The organism is Rahnella sp. BIGb0603 (assembly GCF_024808755.1).
GTDB classification, from domain to species: Bacteria; Pseudomonadota; Gammaproteobacteria; order Enterobacterales; family Enterobacteriaceae; genus Rahnella; species Rahnella contaminans.
The window spans coordinates 405364-426843 of record NZ_JANUEX010000001.1; the positions used below are offsets into that span (position 1 = coordinate 405364).

Here is a 21480-nt window from a genome sequence, read left to right on the forward strand (position 1 = left end):
TTTAACTGCGCGTTAGCTGGAGCAGGAAATTTCCAAATGTTTTCCCCAGTCCGGTGGTAATGCCGCCATCGCATCGTATTGCGGAGCATCGCTGTAAGGGTCGCGAAGCGCCTCATGTAGCTGTGTCAGCGCACTGATATCGTCTTTTTCCGCCTTTTCAATCGCCTGCTGCGCCAGATAATTACGCAAAATGATCCGCGGATTACTTTGCTTCATCGCCTGCTGACGGGTCTCATCGTCGATATTCTCCGTCTGCAAACGCTCGCGATAGGCCTGATACCAGCTGTCAAACGCCGGGCGATCAATGAATTCATCGCGTAACGGGGATTGCGCCTGTTGCTGTTCCACATGGCTGAGCAGTCGGAAAGTCTGCGTGAAATCCCTGCCTTCTTTCGCCATCAGGCTGAGCAATCCGGTCAGCAAATCGTTATCCCGTTTATCTTCCGTGAAAAAGCCCAGCTTGCCGCGCATCAGCGTGCCGTAGGCTTTCATTAACGCCGGTTCGTAACAATCCAGCGCTGCCTGTAATTGTTCGTTGCTCATAAGGCCGGACAGCGTTTGAGCCAGCCGGTGAAGGTTCCAGTACGCCACCGCAGGCTGGTTATCGTAGCTGTAGCGTCCCTGATGATCGGAATGATTGCAAATGTAGCCCGGCTGGTAGTCGTCCAGAAAACCGTAGGGACCGAAATCAATGGTCAGGCCGAGAACCGACATGTTATCGGTGTTCATTACGCCGTGCGCAAACCCGATACTTTGCCACTGCGCAATCAGCGCGGCGGTTCGCTCAACCACATCGGAGAACCATTGCTGGTAACGCCGCGTCGCGTCCGGCTCGCTTTCCGGCAACTGAGGCCAGTGATGGGCGATTACGTAATCCGCCAGTTGTTTCACCTGTTCGGGCTGTTTACGGTAATAAAAATGCTCGAAATGGCCGAAGCGGATATGACTTTCAGCCACGCGCATCAGCATTGCGCCGCGTTCCGGCTGTTCACGAAAAACAGGTTCGTCGCTGGTCACGATCGACAACGCGCGGGTCGTCGGCACCGATAAATGATGAAGCGCTTCGGACGCCAGGAACTCACGGATCACCGAGCGCAGCACGGCCCGGCCATCGCCCATGCGTGAATAAGGCGTCAGACCCGCGCCTTTCAGATGCCAGTCAAAGCGTTGTCCTGAAGGCAAAACCTGTTCACCGAGTAAAATCCCGCGGCCGTCGCCCAGTTGTCCGGCCCATTGCCCAAACTGATGTCCGCTGTAAACCTGCGCCAGCGGCAACATGCCCGGGAAGAATTTTTCACCGCACCAGAACTCCCGGTGCTCAGCATCAAAGAGAGTGTCATCCAGCCCAAGCTGGCGGGCCAGCGGTTCACTGTGGTACAGAAGGCGCGCGCCTTTCAGCGGCGTGGGCTGAAGCGCGGTATAAAAATCGGGTAACTGGTCTGCGTAATGATGTTCGAATTGCGGCATAAATCCCCCTTTTCTTTAGTGTAGGGCGGCATCGCGGTGATTAACACGGAGTAATAACAGGGAGATTGCGGAGCGCGGAAATGAAAAATCCCGGTGCAGCAGGCGCTGACCGGGATAATGGCACCAGAACTGGAGTTACCGATTAATGAAATTGGCCGGGCCGGACAAGCAGATTGTCCAGCTCTGCGGGGTCCACACCCGGCCAAAGCAAACCTTTCATCCCCTGTACATCGGTCTTACGCAGCGCATCAAAGTAGGCCTGACTGTCCAGACCATCCACCACAATATTGCGACAAAACCGGTTAACATTTCTCAGGAGCGACGGCATCACAATGGCAAAATGCTCGCCCTCGAAAAGCTGCCAGAACAGATTTTTATCCAGTTTCACCCATTGAAAAAGGTGATCGAAAACGGGTGCCATCGTGACATTCCCTGAGCCAAAATTGTCCAGCCATAAGGGAAAATGTTGCTTGAGCGCCATCAGTTGCGGGTTTTTCCGGCCCTCAGAAAGTTGCGGGAAAGATTCGCTCAGATTCAGATGAATAAAAGGATGTGCCTTAAAAGCATCGCGAAGGGTTTCATCCTCGAGCAGTAACGCCACCTGTTTTTCTTCCACGCCGATATTTAAAATTACCTGGTTATCACAAAACCAACGGGCATGTTCATTAGCCCAAATTTGTTGCTCATTAAGAAAACGTTGCAGCTGCGTCTGAGTGAGCAAATTCAGCACAAGCTCTGTTGGCATGATTAGCTTGCTGTCTGCGCTGGAAAAACGACACACTAATTCTATCGCGAGTAACTTCCCTTCGATTGAGTAAACCGGCTGGCACAGATAGTTGCTGTTAAACGCCGTATCGAATTGTATTTTCATTTTTGTCCAAAACATCAACGGCACTGCGAATTGATTAATAACTTTTTTGACTATCAATCAGATCATAAAGATACCGGAGCCCCGAGGCGTCACCGAAATATTAGAGAAATTGATATCAAGAAAGAACCTAGCCGGATTCAAGGGTTGAGTGCTGATCTCGCAAACGGCAGAGAGATCAAAAAATGTAAGAATGTATGTCCCTTTTGCGCCTTCGTTTGGAGGCGTCTTTCGGTCAGAAAGGGGCTTTCGGACTAATCTTATCGTCAGTGGTGCAAACGCGCAACACAGTCTGTGAGCGCTATCAGACATATTTTGACAAAATTTTGATTATTAATTGTGCAACCGCACAATTAAGCATGTCACTTAATATTTTATCTAATGGTTATAGTGGCTTATGAAATGTTGCGCAAGTATCAGCAGCAAGAATAACGTGCGGTTTGGCATCCCCGCTGCTTTTCTAACGTAATAATAAACCAGAGATTATTTCAAATATGTCTGCTGCATCATGGTTAAAAGAAGGGACATGAGAGACATGGACTTGTTTACCGGAACCCTTTTTTTGCGGAAGAAATGGGTTCCGGTGATTGGATTCAGCGGATACAGCGTGCCAGCCAGATTTGCAGCTCACCAAGTTCAGCCTGCATTGCCGGGTACTGTGCGGAGATTTCCTGACAGGTCAGTGCGACATCCTGCGCATGGTAACGCGTTCCCACCAGCGCATCGGCCAGCGCCAGCATAGGCGCAGGATTCAGGCTGTCGGTAAAAATCTGCGCCCGGCTGATGGCGCCTTTTTCCACGTCAAAATGGATGTCCACTCCACCCCAGACAAAGCGTTCATTGAGTAAATGGCTGAACGCCGGCGCTTTGCCGAAATTCCATTCCCAACTGCTTTGTTTGGCAAACCGTTCCGGAAAACCGGGAATATCCGGGAAAACGTCAGGAGAAATAATTTCAGGTTCGACGCTCGTGCCATACCATTCGAAAAATGCGGCTGTCACGGCCTGACTGATTTGCTCGTGATTAATATCCGGAACAAATTCATTGAGGTTTGCAACCCGCGAACGGACAGACGTGATGCCTTTTGCCTGTAGCTTTTTAACATCCGGATTGAGGTAGTTTGCCAGACGGCTCAGGTCAGCATTAAGCAGCAGTGTGCCGTGGTGGAATCCGCGATCGGCCGTTTCACGGTAAGCCGATCCGGAAATTTTTCTTTCACCTTCGGCAGTCTGAACAACCAAATCGTTGCGGCCGGATGCGCTGGCATTAATGCCCATGCTTTTTAGCGCATTAAGAATAATACCCGTCGAGACGCTTTTATCGTATTCCGGTTTACCTGCCATAAACGTAAAACAGGTATTGCCCAGATCGTGGAAGACCGCCCCACCACCGCTGCTGCGGCGCGCCAGACGAATGCCGTCTTCTTCCATCCTGCGCGTATTGCATTCTTTCCACGGATTTTGCGCCTGACCAATAACCACGGTTTCGGCATTTCGCCATAAGAAAAGAACACGCTGCGTCGTCATCTCACGAAAAATACAGTCTTCCACAGCCAGATTGAACCAGGGATCGTAAGAGTCAGAAAGTAAGAGTCTGAGAGGTTTCATTGCATATTCATCCTGAAAAAGTCTGTTCAGATAATAACAGCAAAAATCAGGATGAAATACGCAGTGGAATCAGGGGATAGTTTATTTGATACGGGGCGTCAGATGCGTCGTGCCTGCCAGTAAACTTTGCGCCAGTAAACATTATCGAGCGAGGAACGCGTTACACCCTGGCTGGTCGAAGCGTGAATAAACTGGTCGGCAGTATCATAAATACCGACATGTAATCCATTTTCGCCGCTACCGGTTTTAAAGAAAACCAGATCACCTGGAAGGAGTTCATCGCGGGAAACTTTGGTGCCGATTTTGGTTTGATCGGCCGTGGTACGCGGCAGAACGACACCAAACCGGTCTCGATAGGTGCGGAAAACAAAGCCGGAACAGTCTACGCCACTGGGCTGCAATCCGCCGTAGCGATAAGGCGCGCCGTGCCACTGACTGAGCTGATCGTTAAGCTCTGCGACAACAGTAATTGAATCGGCGAAACGTCCGCTTGGCGGTGGCGCGTGGCTGCTACAACCGTTAAGAATCAGCGCAGCAACAGCCAGCAGGGAATACATGGATACGGATGACCAGCGCATAGTGCATTCCTTTTTGAATTGCATCACGGCAGGGTCAGACGCGGGAATTTGCGCGGACCGGATAAGTCGCCGTTATCTAAGAACTAATAGAATTTAGCGCTATTTTATCCGTCATCCAATATTTAATAATGTTTTTTATCGTTTAAAGCCGTTTTTAATGGACGTCTTTTACCGGTTTGCTGTGAATTAACCAGACACCGGATAAGATCAGAAGTCCCCCTAGCGTTTTGGTTAAGCTGATGCTTTCATTGAACCACGGCAATGTGACCGCCGCGATATACACCAGCGCATAGCTCAAACTCAGTAAGGTATACGCCCGGTTCAGCGGCAAATAACGTAATGCAAAGAACCAGCAGCCCATCGAAAACGCATACCCGCACAGCCCCAGAAACACGGCAACCAGCGGTTTTAAATGGCTGATAATAAAAGTAATATTAAGCTCAGCCAGTGAAACCCACGGGATCTGCACCATGCCCCATTTCATCAGCAACTGCGCCGCCGTCACCAGCAGAACGCTCGCCCCGCCCCAAAGATACCCTTTCATAAGCTGACACTCATCAGTGCGATACCGGCCATGATCAGCGCCACACCACACCAGTGGCGGCCGTCAACGTACTCCCTGAAAAACCAGCGTGCACTGAGCGTGATCAGAACAAAATTCAGGCTGAGCATCGGGTAAGCCAGGCTCAGCGGCAGAAGCTGCAACACGCGCAACCATAACAACATCGCGATGCCGAGCAACAATACCGCCAGCCCCAGCCAGCGTAAGACGCGGGCAAGACCGTCACCCGCGACCTGTGCGGCCTGCTTCTGACAAAGCTGACCGGCACAGGTGATGATGCTTACGGCAAGAACCAGAAGGAATCCGGTCATGGAAGTTTTTTGTAGAACAACAGCGCCTGGCGTTCAATCTGCACCGTCTGGTCAGCCGGTGGGAGTTTGCCAGAGATACCTGCATTTCTATCAAGTCTGAGGATCACAGAAACATTTCCTTCCTGACGTGCTTTTTGTAACCATTCCGGGAAATCCGCGGAATCGACAAATTTTGACTTCGCATCAGGATAACTCAGGCCATATTCCAGCTCACCCTTTTCACCAAACATGATGATATCGTCGCGCTTCAGAACCCAGGCTAAACCGGTTGCAATCCCCACATTATCTGACAGCACAAAACGACTGTCCTGCAACATTGCAACATTTTCGCCGATGAAACCTTGTGGTTGCTTGGAGTCCATGACTTTTTGCGGGATCGCCTGCCCGACCAGAAGCGCCAGCACCAACGGACACGCAGCCGCCCAGTACCAGCGTTTTTTCACGTCAGTCAGTGACATCGCTCCGGCCAGTGCCCAAACGGCAAAGCACAGGATACCAATCAGCGCGCGGGGCAATTCAGCGCGGGTGAACACGGCTTTGACATGCAACGGTAAAATGCCGGAGATCACCAGAACCGCGACCGCCATCAGCACGCCAAAAACGATGTTAATGGTGCCATTGGCTTTTAGCGCCCGTAATTTTCCTGACTGACGGATTTGATCCAAATGATCGGCCATGAGCAAAGCCAGAGGCGCGAAACATGGCAATATGTACGTCGGTAATTTACCCTTCGCTACGCTGAAGAAAATCAGCGGCATGATCGTCCAGCTCAGCAGGAAGAATAATTCAGGACGCAGCACACGTTTCGTCCAGCCATCGCGTAAAGCGCCCGGCAGCAGCCCAAGCCATGGCAAAGCCCCGAGCAACAAGACCGGCACGTAGTACCAGAATGGCGCTTTATGTTGCGCATTGGATTCGGCAAAACGCTGAATATGCTCAACCCAGAAGAAGTAACGCCAGAAATCCGGTGCCTCGCGTGCGATGGCCAGCACCCATGGCAGGCTGAGTACCACCGCAGCAACAATCGCCAGCGGGCCCCAGCCAAACAGGGTTTTGAACCGTTTCTCACGCCAGACAATCGGCAGAACTGCAATCACCGGTAACGCCAGCGCCAGAAAACCTTTGGTCATGAAGCCCATGCCGCAGGCCAGCCCCAGTGCAATCCAGCTCAGCGCTTTTTGCCGTGTTCCGGAAACCCGCATGCAGAAATAGCTGGCGACCATCGCGGCGGTCATCCACAACGTGATCATCGGATCCATCACGCTGTACGTACCGATACTGAATACCAGTGTGAAGGAAAGGTAAATCAGCGTGGCAATGTACGCCGTCTGGCGGTTACGCCACATCAGGTTTGCCAGCCAGAAGACCAGCAAGGCGCTCAGTAAGGTGCTGAACACGGAACCAAAGCGAACAGCGAAATTGCTGTCACCAAAAATCATCTGGCTGATGTTGTTAAACCAGTAACCGGCCACCGGTTTTTCAAAATAGCGTAAACCCAGAAGATGCGGCACAACCCAGTCGCCGCGCTGTAACATTTCACGGCTGATCTCGGCATAACGGGTTTCATCGGGCTGCCATAACAGGCGGGAATTAAGAGGAACAAGATAAACCAGGGCAAAGAACACCAAAATTAAGGTGCTCCATACGCCTTTAAGGGATTTAGACATCAGGAAAAACCTTCTTGCTGACAGCCTAACCAGCCTTCCCGGCCTGGGAAACTGGCACGAACCACTTTGCCTTTTGGCAACGTGCTGAGATCTTGAGGCAACAAATCGCCCAACGCACAGAACTGAATCCCCTGCGCGGCAGCCCGAATTAATAACTCATCGAACTGAGCAGCCAGTGACATACCTTCAACTTCTGCATGAATGGTGTAAACCGGCACACCCTGATCCTCAATAATGGCGTTGAGGATAAAATCATTGAAGTTGTCCGCATTGATTTCGCCACCTGCCACTTCATCGTAAGTGGGTAACGTCACCGGAATCTGCACCGTGCCCAGCGTGCCGTTTTCCAGCACCGGCAGGAAAGGATATTTCCCACGACAGTCGCTGTTGTAATAAAAATGGAACCGTTCTTTGACCTCAATCACGCGTTCATCGGCGCGCCAGCCAGCAACGGCTGAACATTCCACATCGTGACCCAGGCTTTTTTCCAGTGCATCCAGCCCCAGCTTAATTTGCTGTTCAAGCTGCTGCTCAGACCATTTACCGACTTTCGCCTGCCAGCCCTGATGATCCCAGGCGTGTAAACCGACTTCATGACCGCGCCTGGCAGCTTCCTTCATCAGATAACCCAGATCGCGGGCGATGAGTTTTCCCGGCCACGCGGTACCTGCCAGAAGGATATCCCAGCCGTAAAGCGAGGCGGCATTGGAGCGAAGCATCTTCCACAAAAAGCGCGGTTTAAGCAGGCGCCACAAGTGACGCCCCATGTTATCCGGCCCAACGCTGAAGAAGAAACTGGCAGTAATGTTATGTTTCGAAAGGACTTGCAGAAGCTGAGGGACACCCTCGCGGGTGCCACTCCAGGTATCTACATCAATGCGCAGACCCACTTTCTTCATCACAGACACCGTTTCAGGCTTTGTCAGCATCAGGATTGACAGAACGCAGGAAGAAATCCAGCGTATCAGCGACGGTTTTATCCATGCCGATTTCCGGTTTCCAGTTCAGCAGACGGCGCGCATTTTTGATGCTTGGCGTGCGGTGCTCAACGTCCTGATAGCCTTTGCCGTAATACGTGCTGCTTTCGACCAGATTGAAACCGGCAAAAGGCGGGAACTGTGCGCGCAACGGGTGGGCTTCGAAGCTGCTCAGCAACATTTCGGCCAGCTCACGAATGCTTGCTTCGTTGGTTGGATTACCGATGTTGATGATCTGGCCGTCGCACAGGTTGTCGCGGTTTTCGATAATGCGGAACAGCGCTTCGATACCGTCGTTGATATCAGTGAAGCAGCGTTTCTGCTCGCCACCGTCCACCAGCTTAATCGGTGAGCCTTCAACCAGGTTGAGGATCAGCTGAGTGATGGCTCGAGAACTGCCGATACGTGCCGCATCCAGGTTATCGAGACGAGGTCCCATCCAGTTAAACGGACGGAACAGGGTGAATTTCAGCCCTTCTTTCGCGCCGTAAGCCCAGATTACGCGATCCAGCAGTTGCTTGGACACAGAGTAAATCCAGCGCTGTTTGTTGATCGGGCCGACGATCAGACGGGAGTTATCTTCATCAAACTCTTTGTCATCACACATGCCATAAACTTCAGACGTGGACGGGAAGATAATGCGTTTTTTGTATTTCACGCAGTCGCGGACAATCTTCAGGTTTTCTTCAAAATCCAGTTCGAATACGCGCAGCGGGTTGCGGGTATATTCGATTGGCGTTGCGATGGCCACCAGCGGCAACACGACGTCACATTTTTTAATGTGATATTCGATCCACTCGGAATGGATGCTGATATCGCCTTCAACAAAGTGGAAGTGCGGATTATCCATGAAGCGGCTGACCGCGTCAGAGCTGATATCCAGACCGTAAATTTCATAACGATCTTCGCGTAGCAGACGCTCGCTCAGGTGGTTACCGATAAAACCGTTCACACCCAGAATCAGAACGCGGGTACGGCGTTTCATCACAGCCGTTGGCAGAGTGGCGACACGCATGTCCGGCATAATGCCCAGTTCAAGCGCCAGACGGGAACCCTGAACATAGAGACCGGTTTCGCTCTGGCCTGCCAGCACTTCCAGCGCACCTTCGCCACAGGCGATGGTCAGCGGATCAGAAGAAAGCACGGTGCCCGGCTGTTTGTCATGCTGAGTCGCCAGCGGACGCGCACGCCATATAGTCAGTTTACGCTGACCCAGATAAGAGAACGCCCCCGGATAAGGTTCGGTCACGGCGCGGATCAGGTTGTTAATTTCTGTCGCAGATTTGTGCCAGTGAATTTCACCGTCAGCCGCGGTGCGACGACCAAAATAGCTCGCCTGCGTTTCGTCTTGCGGCGTCAGGCTGATTTTACCTGCTTTCATTTCCGGCAGCAGTTTGGTCAGCAACTCTTTCGCCGCTTCACGCACCTTGGCGTGCAGTTTAAGCGCCGTATCATCCGCGGTAATCGTGACTTTCTGCTGGCCAACGATGTCGCCCGCGTCAGGACGTTTCACCATTTTGTGCAGGGTAACGCCGGTTTCCGTTTCGCCATTGAGCAGCGCCCAGTTCACCGGAGCGCGACCACGATAGCGTGGTAACAAAGAACCATGCAGGTTGAACCCACCGCGCGGCGCGAGAGATAAAATCTCCTCGCTCAGCATGTTGCGGTAGTAGAAAGAGAAAATCACATCAGGCTGCAAGGCACGAATGCGGTCCACCCACAGTGGATGGTTAACATCTTCCGGTGCATAAACTGGCAGATTGAGATCAGCACCCACGCGGGCAACTGAAGAGAAAAACTGATTTTCATTCGGGGCATCAGTATGGGTAAAGACTGCCTGTACGTCGTAGCCTGCATCAACCAAAGCCTGTAAACCAACGCAACCAATATCATGGTAGGCAAATACAATCGCTTTCATCACTCTTCTTCCTGACTGTTTTCTTCGGAACGAACTCCGACGACTTTTTGAACGAAATAACGGGGACGTGCACGAACATCGTTGTAGATACGCCCGATGTATTCACCGAGTAAACCCATACCGACAAACTGCGCACCGATAAACATGAATAACAATGCAAATAGCGTGAACACACCTTCAGCCGCCCATTCAGGGCCGTTGATGAGGCGCATTAAAATCAGGAACACGGCCAGAAGGAAACCGAAGATGGCAATCACGCTGCCCACTACGCTGAGCATGCGCAGCGGTGTTGTGGTCAGACAGGTGATCAGGTCATACATCAGATTGATCAGTTTCATCAGGCTGTATTTGGAATCACCAAATTCGCGTTCGGAATGCTGAACCGGAATTTCGACCGTTTTGCGGGCGAAGGTATTCGCCAGAATAGGAATAAACGTGCTGCGCTCATGGCAGTGCAACATGGCTTCAATGATGTGACGGCGGTAAGCGCGAAGCATACAACCGTAATCGCCCATCGATTTCCCGGTCGCACGCTGGATCATCATGTTGATCATCTTGGAAGCAGTTTTGCGGAACCAGGAATCACGACGGTTTGCACGAACGGTACCGACAACGTCGTAACCTTCGTCAGCTTTCGCCACGAGACGTGGAATTTCTTCTGGCGGGTTTTGCAGGTCAGCGTCCAGTGTAATTACCAGATCCCCCGTCACATGACTGAAACCAGCCATGATTGCAGAGTGCTGACCGTAATTGCGGTTAAGCAAAACCGCAATAATATGGCTGTCCGCTTCTTCCGCAGCGACGGTGAGCATATCGGCGGAACGATCTGCACTCCCGTCGTCGACCAGAATGATTTCGTATTGTTGCGTTAATTGTTTACATGCGGCCTGCGTCCGGGACAGCAACGCCGGCAGACTTTCTTCTTCGTTATAGACCGGGATAACTACCGAGACTTTACGAATAGGTTCATATTGCGCCACTACTGCGCCTCCAGAAGGGAAAAAAGAGCCGCGACAACACGGTCAACGTCGCTGTCCTGCATATCCGGGAACAGCGGCAGACTGCATAAACGATCGGTATTCCATTCGCTGTTTGGCAAGCTCAGGTCAGGATAGCGTTCGCGGTAATATTTTTGAGTATGGGCAGCACGGAAATGCAAACCCGTTCCGATGCCCTGCTCTTTCAGGCGTTCCATCAGCGCATCACGGGTGATCCCGCAGCGTTCTTTATCCACGCGGATCATGAATAAATGCCACGCATGCAGATGAGGATACGCCGGAATGCCCATCGGCAGGAAAGGAGAACCCTGCAATTTATCGAGATAACGTTGCGCCAGTTCGGTACGGCGTGCGTTGATTTCCGTCAGACGCTTAAGCTGGACGACAGCAATAGAGGCGTGAATATCGGAAAGGTTGTATTTGAAACCTGGCTCAATCACTTCAGCCTGCGGTTTGCGGCCCTGAACCTGACGGTCAAACGCATCAACAGCCAGACCGTGGAATTTCAGTGCGCGGACTTTATCAGCCAGCGCGTCGTCATCGGTCGCAATCAGACCGCCTTCGGCGCAGGTCATATTCTTGATAGCGTGGAAAGAAAAAATAGCAGTCCCCTGCGCGCCAATCCAGCGGTCACGGTAACGCGTGCCTGCGGCGTGCGCGGCATCTTCAATCACACGGATACCGTGCTGATTTGCCACGGCATAAATCGGATCAAGATCCAAAGGCGCGCCCGCGTAGTGGACAGGAATAATCGCTTTGGTTTTCGGCGTGATGGCCGCCGCAACGGCTTCTGCACTGACCATCAGGGTATCGGGATCCACATCAATCATGACCGGTTCTGCACCAAGCAGAACAATCATGTTTATGGTGGAAACCCAGGTCTGGGAAGGAGTAATGACTTCATCGCCGGGGCCAATACCCAGCGCCATCAACGTTACGTGCATACCGCCGGTCGCGGAACTGACCGCTATTGCGTGCTTACAACCGAAAGCTGCAGAAAAATCCTGTTCGAGCTGGTGTGTCTGCGGCCCGGTGGTGATCCAACCGGAGCGCAAAACCTGCCCCACAGCCTCAATCTCTTCATCACCCATCGACGGGCGGGAGAAAGGCAAAAAGTTTTCCATTACGCTATCCCAAAAGGTAATTAACTCATACCGACTTTAGACCGCATTTATTTAACCGTAAGTAAACGCTGCCCTGAAATTATGACTCTTATGATGTCGGTTTAAGCTTAATTTAACCTTAAGGATTTTCCAGTTTTGTGAAGTTAAACAGAAAGTAAATGGAGTGGAAATAAACAAACAGGAAACAACAAAAACTTTCAATAACAGAAAGTTACATTATTCATTTCTCAATTAAAAAAATGAACTTTATGGAAAAAAACTGACCACTGTATTTTTTATGAACAATATAAGCACGCCGCCAATGTTGAAAACTCAATAATTATATAATTAAAACGCTATTCATTAAACTCAGATTAATGTCGGTGTTGTCATTATCCAGCGACGCCCCGCCAGAGCATGTATCTGAAAGGGAACTTTATATACAGTAGAAAGTGCTTCTGCCTGCATAACCTCCGAACATTCACCTGCGGCGACCACTTCGCCCGCCGACATTAACCAGACCTGATGCGCGTGATGCAAGGTATGGTTCAGATCATGGTCACTGACGATAAGGGAACGTCCGGCGGCACAAAACTCAGTCAGAAGCTGATCAAGTGCCTGCTGTTGTGCAACATCCAGACTGTTTGCCGGTTCATCGAGAAACAGTAACTGACTGTCGGGATTCACCTCCGGCCAGACCTGCAATAATACCGCCGCCAGCCTGACGCGCTGCCACTCTCCACCGGAGAGATGCGTTACAGGCCGTGAAAGTTTATCGCTGAGCTGTAACGCATCACACAACCGGCCAATCGTATTTTCTAAAAGAGCCGGTGAGACGCCCGGCGGCTGATGCAATGACAGATACTGAAAGACCGGCATCAGCGACGCAGGCGTCAGTTGCTGACAGAGCCACGCACGCAGACGTGCCAGACGCGGTCCTGAGATTTCTGTCAGGTTTTCCTTGCCGATAAAAACGTCACCGTCAGAACCGGAAATCCCCGCCAGCCGGGCCAGCAGGGTACTTTTCCCCGCCCCGTTCGGGCCGATAAGGTGGATCCGGCTGCCGGACGAAACCCGCGCGCTAAACGCACGAAGACGCCCGCTAACGCTCACCTCACGACATTCCAGCATCTGCGTTCCCTGCTCTTTTATCAAAAATGGACTATTTCGCCAGTGCGGCTTTAATGGCATCAGTCAGCAGCGGATCTTCCGGCGTCATGTCCGGCGCGAAACGCCCGAGCACCGTGCCGTCGCGCCCAATCAGGAATTTTTCAAAATTCCACAGGATATTTTCCGGCTTAACAGGTTCACGACCTTTGCTGGCCAGACGTTCGTAAAACGCGCTGTCTTTCGGTTTAAGCGCTTCCGGACGGGCAGCGACCAGCGCGGAATACAGCGGATGCCGGTGCTCGCCGTTAACGTCAATTTTGCTGAACATCGGGAATTTCACGCCAAAATTCGTGGTACAGAAGGTTTTGATTTCATCTTCTGTACCCGGTTCCTGCGCACCAAACTCGTTGCACGGGAACCCGAGAACTTCAAAACCTTCCGGATGTAATTCCTGATAAAGGCTTTCCAGCCCTTCGTACTGCTTGGTCAGGCCACACTGCGACGCCACGTTAACAACCAGAAGTACCGAACCTTTGTAAGCGCCCAACGTTGTTGTTTCGCCGTCGATGGTTTTCAGGGAAATATCAAAAATAGTGTTACTCATCGTTTAGTCCTGAGTTTTGTGGGTTAGGTAAAGGAAGAGCATAGCCGACCCTTCAGAAAGGATCAGCGGATTTGTCCGTTTCTGACCAGCAGCCAGATAAACACCGGTGCGCCGAGCGTGGCGGTCACGACGCCGACGGGCAGCTCCGCCGCATATAAACCAATGCGCGCGATAACATCGGCCAGCAGCAACACTGCCGCTCCGCTCAGGGCGCAGGCCGGCAGCAAACGGCGCTGATCGGTGATCCCGCAAAGCCGGAGAATATGTGGAATAACCAGCCCGATAAAACCGATCACTCCGGCCAGCGCCACGCTGATGCCCACCATCCAGCCGACCGAAAGAACCAGAATAAACCGCCAGGCGCGGAGGGATATCCCCAGTTGCTGTGCCTGTTGCGTACCCAGGGAAAGTAAATTGAGCGACTTTCCCTGAAAGATAAGCCACAGGAGAACCGGCAGCAGCATCGCGCCCAGCCAGATCTGATTCCAGTCCACGCCGCCAAATCCGCCCATCATCCAGTACATCAGCTGGCGCAGATCGAGGTTGTCGCTGAAATAAATCGCCCACGTCATGAGCGCACTGCACACAATCCCAATCGCGACACCAACCAGCAGCATCCGCGCATTGGTCAACAGGCGTTTTCGCGCAACATACAAAAGAAAAGCCGTCACAATCAGCGCGCCCGCGACGGCTGCGATACTCATGGCCCAGACCGGCATAAATCCGTGACTGAGCATCACACAAAAAACCAGCGCTACGCCCGCGCCGTTTGCAATACCAAGCAAACCGGGTTCTGCAAGCGGGTTTTCAAACAGCGACTGCATAACCGATCCGGCAACAGCCAGGCTTGCGCCGACCAGAATCACCGCAATCGCCCGGGGCAGACGCAACTGCCAGACGAAAAGACGCGCCTCGCTGCTCAGCCATTGATCCGGCCAGAGCCAGCGCTCACCCGCACTCAGGCTGAGCACACCAATCAGCAGCAGCAATACGCTCAGCCCGGAGAGCCAGAGACGGTCGCGTGATTTTTGTTGGTGTTCGAGAGCAGAAAAAGTCTGCGGGATAGGCATGAATATCGGATTCCTGAGGCTGAATTCCGGTGGCTGGAATTTTACTATCCTACCGATATTAGGCAGTTAGCTCCACAACAGGGAAGCAGAAATGAAAAAAGCCGGTGACTGAGCACCGGCTTAGGAAGTATTTTTCGTTCACCGGGCGATTAATGCCCCTGATGACCGTCCGGCGGGATCGGCTGACCGTTCCCGTGTTGATCATTATGTTGATCGTTATGACCGCCCTGCTGGCCGTTGCCGCCAGGATGACCGTTGTTGTTGCCATGGTGATCGCCGCCGTTTGGACGGCCCTGAGCATGTGGCTGCGGTCTTGGCGGTGGATTCGAATGCCTGCGCTGTGGCGGCTTGGAATCCCAGCGATCGCCATGCCAGTACATGCCATGCTCATTACGGTCACCGTAATGATGGCCCTGATGCTCGTGCCACCACTGCGGCGGACGCCAGTCATAGCCATCCCAGTAGTAACCGCGCTGATCCTGATCCCCGAGGTGGAGCGTTACGCCAGGGACATTAACGTCAATAGAAACATTTGCCTGCGCGATCACAGGCAATGCCAGTGCACAACAAAGCAATAAGAGAGATTTTTTCACGATGGTCACGCCTTCTTTATTTTTTATGACGTGTTTTTTATATCAGCAGGCAAAAGAAGTGAACATGAGAAATAAGCGTATTTTCGGATAACTTGCCGAGCCCTTACAATAAAAATACAAATATATCCTGATTGAAATAACTCAACAGGATGAAGATTATTATCTATTCAAATCTTATTACGACTCTAACAAATCTTAACGTAAGTCTGACAACAACGTTGTTGCGATCTCTTTATACTCGCCTTGTTTATTCAAATAAAGGATGTCTCATATGCGTCGTATTTTAGCTTTATTTAGCGTAGCTCTGGTCGTCGTCAGCCTCAGTGGCTGTTTATTCCCGCCGTTCTGGGGCCCTGGTGGTGGCGGTCACGGTGGTGGTCATGGCGGCGGTGGCCCTGGTGGACCGCGTATGTTCTACAACCATTAATTCAACTTTCTAATCTGACTCATATATTTTCAGGTCACTCGTCGGGAGAATAAATGCGTGCGCATTTTAACCTGAACATATTGAGCTATTTAACTTAAGGGGCTTCGGCTCCTTTTTTAATTATCATCGCTTACACATCAATTGATAATTATGTTCCCTTCCAGACTTGAAATTTAATCTATCAGACTAATCCTGAAGCGCCCACCCCTTTAACACTATCTTTTCACTTTCTGTGCTAATAACTTAAAAGCGTAAAATCCCCCGCCGAACTTACGTGAGGATGATCACAAAAAATAGGTAAAAAAAAGGCCGCTTTCGCGACCTTTTTGATGATTTTACTTATTCTTTCGGAGTGGCATTCTCAACACGACTTTTCAATTTCTGTCCCGGACGGAAAGTCACCACACGACGCGCCGTGATCGGAATATCTTCGCCGGTTTTCGGGTTACGTCCCGGACGTTGGTTTTTGTCACGCAGATCAAAGTTGCCAAAGCCAGACAGTTTTACTTGCTCGCCATTTTCCAAAGCACGACGGACTTCTTCGAAAAATATTTCAACAAGGTCTTTGGCATCCCGTTTGCTCAGCCCGAGCTTCTCAAACAGGTGTTCTGACATTTCAGCTTTAGTAAGCGCCATAGGTTCAATCCCTCAAGGATGCTTGGAATCGCTGTTTTAGAGCCTCTACGCATTTTGCAACGGTAGCGGCGATCTCCTCTTCTTCCAGTGTACGGGCGGTATCCTGCAACACCAGACTGATAGCCAGGCTCTTGTAACCCTCAGCTACGCCCTTGCCACGGTACACATCAAACAAGTTTACGCCAACTACCTGATTTGCGCCAACTTTCTTGCACTCTGCCAAAATATCGTCTGCGGGCACGTTTTCAGCCACAACAACAGCGATGTCACGACGGTTCGCCGGGAAGCGGGAAATCTCTTTCGCATCAGGCAGTACGCGGTCTGCGACCTTATTCCATAACAGTTCGAAGACAACAGTACGGCCATTGAGATCGAGTTTACGTTCCAGTTCCGGGTGTACTACACCAATGAAACCAATACGTTCGCCGTGTAAATAAATCGCTGCGCTCTGCCCAGGGTGCAGTGCAGGATTTGCTTCAACCTTGAACTGTACATCGTTCATTTTGCCGGTAAGCTCAAGAATAGCCTCAAGATCACCTTTCAAATCGTAGTAGTCAACTGCCTGACGCGCCAGATCCCAGTGCTCTTCATTTTTCGTACCGGAGATCACACCGGACAGCATGACGTCCTGACGGATACCCAAATCGGCTTGTGTATCAGGCACAAAGCGCAAGCCGCTTTCAAATAAGCGCACGCGACTTTGCTGACGATTTTGGTTATTGACTACCGCACTCAGCAGACCAGACCACAGAGAAAGACGCATTGCCGACATTTCTACCGAGATCGGGCTTGGCAGAATCAGCGCTTCTTCACCCGGATGCAGCAGAGCCTGAACTTTTGGATCAACAAAACTATAGGTGATCGCTTCCTGGAAACCACGGTCAACCAGCAGATTTTTCACACGTTTGAGTGACAAATTCGCTTCACGGTGTTTAGTCATCACCAGGCTGGCTTTCACCGGGACATCTGGAATGTTGTTGTAGCCGTAAACACGCGCCACTTCTTCCACCAGGTCTTCTTCAATTTGCATATCGAAACGCCAGCTTGGCGCGACAGCGACCCAGTGATCGCCATGATGCTGAACCTGACAGCCCAGACGGGTCAGAATGTCCGTTACCTGCGCATCTTCAACGTGATGCCCAATCAGGCGATCCAATTTTTCGCGACGCAGGGTAATGGTTGCAGCTTTCGGCAAGTCAGCTTCTGACGTTACGTCGATAACCGGACCCGCTTCGCCACCACAAATGCTCAGCAGTAACGCGGTTGCTCGTTCGATGGCTTTGAATTGCAGTTGTGGGTCAACGCCACGTTCATAACGGTGCGAAGCGTCGGTATGCAGACCCTGACGGCGCGCGCGGCCGGTGATAGACAGCGGAGCGAAGAATGCAGATTCCAGCAGCACGTCCTGAGTTTCATCGTTCACACCAGAATGTTCACCACCGAAAATCCCAGCCATCGCCAGTGCTTTACCGTGATCGGCGATCACCAACGTGTCTTCGTTCAGTTTAGCTTCAGTGCCATCAAGCAGAGTCAGCGCTTCATCTTTTTTCGCCATACGCACAACGATACCACCGTCGATACGGTTCAGGTCGAAGGCGTGCATTGGCTGACCGAGTTCAAGCAGCACATAGTTTGTGATATCGACGACGGCATCGATTGAACGCGTCCCACAACGGCGCAGTTTTTCACGCATCCACAATGGCGTAGGCGCCTTAACGTTGATGCCTTTGACTACGCGACCCAGATAACGCGGACAAGCCTGAGGAGCCTGAACATCGATAGAAATAGCAGTATCAATAGTGGCTTTAACCGGATTCATTTCCGGCTCAACCAGCGGGAGCTGGTTAATCACCGCAACGTCACGCGCCACGCCCAGAATACCCAGGCAATCCGCACGGTTTGGCGTCACGCTGATTTCAATAGTCGTGTCGTCCAGTTTCAGGAATTCACGAATATCGGTGCCAACAGGCGCATCCAGCGGTAACTCGATGATGCCATCATGATCATCTGAAATCGCCAGTTCAGAGAATGAACACAGCATGCCTTCAGACGGTTCGCCACGCAGTTTGGCTGCCTTGATTTTGAAATCACCCGGCAATACCGCGCCCACGGTGGCGACAGCAACTTTAAGGCCCTGACGGCAGTTTGGTGCACCACAAACGATGTCCAGCAGACGGTCGCCGCCGACGTTTACTTTTGTTACGCGCAGTTTGTCTGCATTCGGATGCTGACCACATTCGACCACTTCACCCACTACGACGCCGTTAAAAGCGCCCGCGACAGGTTCAACGCCATCGACTTCCAGGCCAGCCATGGTGATTTGGTCTGATAATGCTTCGCTGCTGATGGCTGGGTTTACCCACTCACGCAACCAGAGTTCACTGAATTTCATGTGATATTCCCGCCTTACTTAAACTGTTTGAGGAAACGCAGATCGTTTTCGAAGAATGCACGCAGATCGGTCACGCCATAACGCAGCATGGTCAGACGCTCCATCCCCATACCGAAGGCAAAACCAGAATACACTTCCGGATCAATACCGACGTTACGCAATACGTTCGGGTGCACCATGCCGCAACCCAGCACTTCCAGCCATTTCCCGTTTTTGCCCATAACGTCAACTTCCGCAGAAGGCTCGGTGAACGGGAAATAAGAAGGACGGAAACGGATCTGCAAATCAGCTTCAAAGAAGTTGTTAAGGAAATCGTGCAGCGTGCCTTTCAGGTTGGAGAAGCTGATGTCTTTATCAACAATCAGGCCTTCCATCTGATGGAACATCGGGGTGTGAGTCTGGTCGTAATCGTTACGATAAACGCGGCCCGGCGCGATAATACGGATTGGCGGTTGCTGATCTTTCATCGTGCGGATCTGAACGCCGGACGTCTGAGTACGCAGCAGGCGCTTAGCGTCAAACCAGAAAGTGTCGTGGTCAGCACGGGCCGGGTGGTGGCCGGGGATATTCAGAGCATCGAAGTTATGATAGTCATCTTCGATTTCCGGACCGGTTTCCACGGTAAAGCCGAGTTCGCCGAAGAAAGTTTCAATGCGGTCGATAGTACGGGTCACCGGATGCAAACCGCCGTTTTCGATACGACGGCCAGGCAGGGAAACATCAATCGTTTCTTCTGCAAGACGCGCATTCAGCACAGCGGATTCCAGCGTATTTTTCCGCGCATTCAGGGCTTCCTGAACCTGCGTTTTCGCTTCGTTGATCACTGCGCCTGCTGCCGGACGTTCTTCCGCTGGCAATTCACGGAGGGTCGTCATCTGGAGTGTCAGGTGGCCTTTCTTACCCAGATATTCGACACGCACGTTATCCAGCGCGGCGATATCCTGAGCACTCTCTACGGCTGCCTTGGCATTGGCAACCAGCTCTGCGAGATGTGGCATTGCTTTCCTCTTCTTCTGGCCAATATGGCCCGATGTAAAATAACCGTTATTAATCAGGGGCGCGATTTTGACCCTGAACCTTAGTGTATAAAGCACAGATACAAAAAAGCCTCCACAAGGGAGGCTTAGGCGCTACTTTTCGTTTCTTCTCTTACGCGCGAAAGCCTTCCTGAGTCAGGCGCTAAAGTAAAAAAAGAAACGGAAAATAGCAGCATTCATGCTTGCGTTACCTTAATGATTATCTTTCTTGTGCATGGACGTAAACGGGACTGTCAGTATTAAACAACGAATCAGCCTGTTTTTAAACACAAAATATAAAAGAGGGAGCAAGCTCCCTCTTTCACCTGACTTACGCCAGTGCTGCTTTCGCTTTTTCGACCAGAGCGGCAAATACCACTTTGTCGAATACTGCGATGTCAGCCAAGATCTTACGGTCAATTTCAATAGAAGCTTTTTTCAAGCCGTTAATGAATTTGCTGTAAGACATGTCGTTCTGACGAGCTGCTGCGTTGATACGCGCGATCCACAGCTGACGGAACTGACGTTTCTTTTGACGACGGTCACGGTAAGCGTATTGACCAGCTTTGATAACAGCCTGGAATGCAACACGATATACGCGAGAACGGGCACCGTAGTAACCTTTCGCCTGTTTTAAGATTTTCTTGTGACGTGCACGTGCAATCACACCACGTTTTACGCGAGCCATATGCTCTCCTGAGTTTTATATTCTAGATTAAAAAAAGTGTATTTATGCGTACGGCAGACATGCAGAGACCAGACCCAAATCGTTCTTGGATACCAGGCCTTTTGGACGCAAGTGACGTTTACGCTTAGTAGCTTTTTTGGTCAGAATATGACGCAGGTTTGCGTGCTTACGCTTAAAACCACCGTTGGCGGTTTTTTTGAAGCGTTTAGCGGCGCCGCGTACTGTTTTGATCTTTGGCATTTTAAATTCCACTTCGCATTGTTATTAACATGAATCAGAAAGGCGAATCCAGCATACGCGGTGCGAACACCGCGTAGCAGGATTACTTGGAAGCCTTACTGTTTCTTCTTAGGTGCGAGCACCATGATCATCTGACGACCTTCGATCTTCGTAGGGAAGGATTCGACAACGGCCAGTTCAGAATCTTCACACAGGTCTTTACGGACGCGGTTAAGCACTTCCATACCGATCTGTTGGTGCGCCATTTCACGCCCACGGAAACGCAGGGTGATTTTAGCTTTATCGCCATCTTCCAGAAAGCGAATCAGGTTGCGTAGTTTGACCTGATAGTCGCCATCATCGGTACCAGGTCGGAATTTGATTTCCTTAACCTGAATAACTTTTTGTTTCTTTTTCTGCTCTTTGGTCGACTTACTCTTCTCGTAGAGGAATTTGCCGTAATCCATGATTCGACAAACTGGCGGCTCGGCATTCGGACTGATTTCTACTAAATCGACGCCCGCTTCCTCAGCTTTTTCAAGAGCTTCATTCAGACTGACAATACCAATCTGCTCGCCATCGACGCCGGTGAGGCGAACTTCTTGCGCGCGAATCTCTTTGTTAATGCGATTAGGACGCGCCGGTTGAACTCGTTTTCCGCCTTTAATA

At 51.3% G+C, this 21480-nt stretch carries 23 protein-coding genes and 1 other annotated feature; of the genes, 1 reads left to right on the plus strand and 22 read right to left on the minus strand.

Features of this window, described 5'->3' with window-relative positions; genetic code table 11:
• Positions 1-12 precede the first annotated feature (12 nt).
• The 15 genes from M2403_RS01865 to M2403_RS01935 form a co-directional block, all read right to left on the minus strand.
• The gene (locus M2403_RS01865; protein WP_259228478.1) at positions 13-1467 is read right to left on the minus strand and encodes a YdiU family protein; all 1455 of its coding nucleotides are present in this window, start codon (positions 1465-1467) and stop codon (positions 13-15) included.
• A gap of 142 nt (positions 1468-1609) precedes the next feature.
• A complete protein-coding gene (locus M2403_RS01870) occupies positions 1610-2395 on the minus strand; it encodes an EAL domain-containing protein (protein ID WP_244370549.1) in 786 nt (261 codons plus the stop codon).
• A gap of 533 nt (positions 2396-2928) precedes the next feature.
• The gene (locus tag M2403_RS01875) at positions 2929-3942 is read right to left on the minus strand and encodes a lipoate--protein ligase A (protein WP_259228482.1); all 1014 of its coding nucleotides are present in this window, start codon (positions 3940-3942) and stop codon (positions 2929-2931) included.
• A 98-nt stretch (positions 3943-4040) separates the two neighbouring features.
• Positions 4041-4520, minus strand: coding sequence for an NlpC/P60 family protein (locus tag M2403_RS01880; RefSeq protein WP_082465713.1), 480 nt, complete (start codon positions 4518-4520; stop codon positions 4041-4043).
• Positions 4521-4674: 154 nt separating this feature from the next.
• A complete protein-coding gene (gene arnF / locus M2403_RS01885; protein WP_165056884.1) occupies positions 4675-5064 on the minus strand; it encodes a 4-amino-4-deoxy-L-arabinose-phosphoundecaprenol flippase subunit ArnF in 390 nt (129 codons plus the stop codon).
• Complete coding sequence (arnE, locus tag M2403_RS01890; protein ID WP_152325703.1) at positions 5061-5393, minus strand: 4-amino-4-deoxy-L-arabinose-phosphoundecaprenol flippase subunit ArnE; 333 nt, start codon at positions 5391-5393, stop codon at positions 5061-5063. The genes arnF and arnE overlap by 4 nt, the downstream gene beginning before the upstream one ends.
• Complete coding sequence (gene arnT / locus M2403_RS01895) at positions 5390-7060, minus strand: lipid IV(A) 4-amino-4-deoxy-L-arabinosyltransferase (RefSeq protein ID WP_152325702.1); 1671 nt, start codon at positions 7058-7060, stop codon at positions 5390-5392. Before arnT ends, arnE begins: the two co-directional genes overlap by 4 nt.
• Positions 7060-7959 carry a 4-deoxy-4-formamido-L-arabinose-phosphoundecaprenol deformylase gene (gene arnD / locus M2403_RS01900; RefSeq protein WP_152325701.1) on the minus strand — a complete coding sequence of 300 codons (900 nt, stop codon included), beginning with the start codon at positions 7957-7959 and terminating at the stop codon, positions 7060-7062. Before arnD ends, arnT begins: the two co-directional genes overlap by 1 nt.
• 13 nt (positions 7960-7972) lie before the next feature.
• A complete protein-coding gene (arnA, locus tag M2403_RS01905; protein ID WP_152325700.1) occupies positions 7973-9955 on the minus strand; it encodes a bifunctional UDP-4-amino-4-deoxy-L-arabinose formyltransferase/UDP-glucuronic acid oxidase ArnA in 1983 nt (660 codons plus the stop codon).
• Entirely contained in the window at positions 9955-10935 is a 981-nt protein-coding gene (gene arnC, locus M2403_RS01910) for an undecaprenyl-phosphate 4-deoxy-4-formamido-L-arabinose transferase (protein WP_152325699.1), read from the minus strand. Before arnC ends, arnA begins: the two co-directional genes overlap by 1 nt.
• Positions 10935-12077 carry a UDP-4-amino-4-deoxy-L-arabinose aminotransferase gene (gene arnB, locus M2403_RS01915; protein WP_165056881.1) on the minus strand — a complete coding sequence of 381 codons (1143 nt, stop codon included), beginning with the start codon at positions 12075-12077 and terminating at the stop codon, positions 10935-10937. Before arnB ends, arnC begins: the two co-directional genes overlap by 1 nt.
• A gap of 348 nt (positions 12078-12425) precedes the next feature.
• Positions 12426-13187, minus strand: coding sequence for a vitamin B12 ABC transporter ATP-binding protein BtuD (gene btuD, locus M2403_RS01920; protein ID WP_208951073.1), 762 nt, complete (start codon positions 13185-13187; stop codon positions 12426-12428).
• 31 nt (positions 13188-13218) lie between these two features.
• Positions 13219-13770: a glutathione peroxidase gene (locus M2403_RS01925; protein ID WP_152325696.1), complete on the minus strand. Its 552-nt coding sequence runs from the start codon at positions 13768-13770 to the stop codon at positions 13219-13221.
• A gap of 62 nt (positions 13771-13832) precedes the next feature.
• Positions 13833-14840: a vitamin B12 ABC transporter permease BtuC gene (gene btuC / locus M2403_RS01930; RefSeq protein ID WP_259228483.1), complete on the minus strand. Its 1008-nt coding sequence runs from the start codon at positions 14838-14840 to the stop codon at positions 13833-13835.
• 149 nt (positions 14841-14989) lie between these two features.
• Positions 14990-15433, minus strand: a complete 444-nt coding sequence (locus M2403_RS01935) for a DUF2502 domain-containing protein (RefSeq protein WP_259228484.1) — start codon at positions 15431-15433, stop codon at positions 14990-14992.
• Between the two features lie 271 nt (positions 15434-15704).
• On the opposite strand from M2403_RS01935, the gene M2403_RS01940 reads away from it, so the two are divergent.
• Positions 15705-15860 carry a hypothetical protein gene (locus M2403_RS01940; protein WP_165056879.1) on the plus strand — a complete coding sequence of 52 codons (156 nt, stop codon included), beginning with the start codon at positions 15705-15707 and terminating at the stop codon, positions 15858-15860.
• Positions 15861-16199: 339 nt separating this feature from the next.
• Here the strand turns inward: M2403_RS01940 and ihfA are convergent, their stop codons facing one another.
• From ihfA to infC, 7 genes are all read right to left on the minus strand, one after another.
• Entirely contained in the window at positions 16200-16496 is a 297-nt protein-coding gene (ihfA, locus tag M2403_RS01945; protein ID WP_004089944.1) for an integration host factor subunit alpha, read from the minus strand.
• A 4-nt stretch (positions 16497-16500) separates the two neighbouring features.
• Entirely contained in the window at positions 16501-18888 is a 2388-nt protein-coding gene (gene pheT, locus M2403_RS01950; protein WP_259228485.1) for a phenylalanine--tRNA ligase subunit beta, read from the minus strand.
• Between the two features lie 14 nt (positions 18889-18902).
• Entirely contained in the window at positions 18903-19886 is a 984-nt protein-coding gene (gene pheS, locus M2403_RS01955) for a phenylalanine--tRNA ligase subunit alpha (protein ID WP_152325692.1), read from the minus strand.
• Between the two features lie 99 nt (positions 19887-19985).
• Positions 19986-20110: a sequence feature (Phe leader region), on the minus strand.
• Entirely contained in the window at positions 20061-20105 is a 45-nt protein-coding gene (pheM, locus tag M2403_RS01960; RefSeq protein ID WP_106120997.1) for a pheST operon leader peptide PheM, read from the minus strand. It overlaps the preceding feature by 45 nt.
• A 125-nt stretch (positions 20111-20235) precedes the next feature.
• On the minus strand, positions 20236-20592 hold the full coding sequence (rplT, locus tag M2403_RS01965) for a 50S ribosomal protein L20 (protein WP_056773451.1): 357 nt from the start codon (positions 20590-20592) through the stop codon (positions 20236-20238).
• A 42-nt stretch (positions 20593-20634) separates the two neighbouring features.
• On the minus strand, positions 20635-20832 hold the full coding sequence (gene rpmI, locus M2403_RS01970) for a 50S ribosomal protein L35 (RefSeq protein ID WP_013576135.1): 198 nt from the start codon (positions 20830-20832) through the stop codon (positions 20635-20637).
• 95 nt (positions 20833-20927) lie between these two features.
• Positions 20928-21479 (minus strand): translation initiation factor IF-3, encoded by a 552-nt coding sequence (gene infC, locus M2403_RS01975; protein WP_013576136.1) that lies wholly within the window; start codon positions 21477-21479, stop codon positions 20928-20930.
• Between the last annotated feature and the right edge of the window lies 1 nt (position 21480).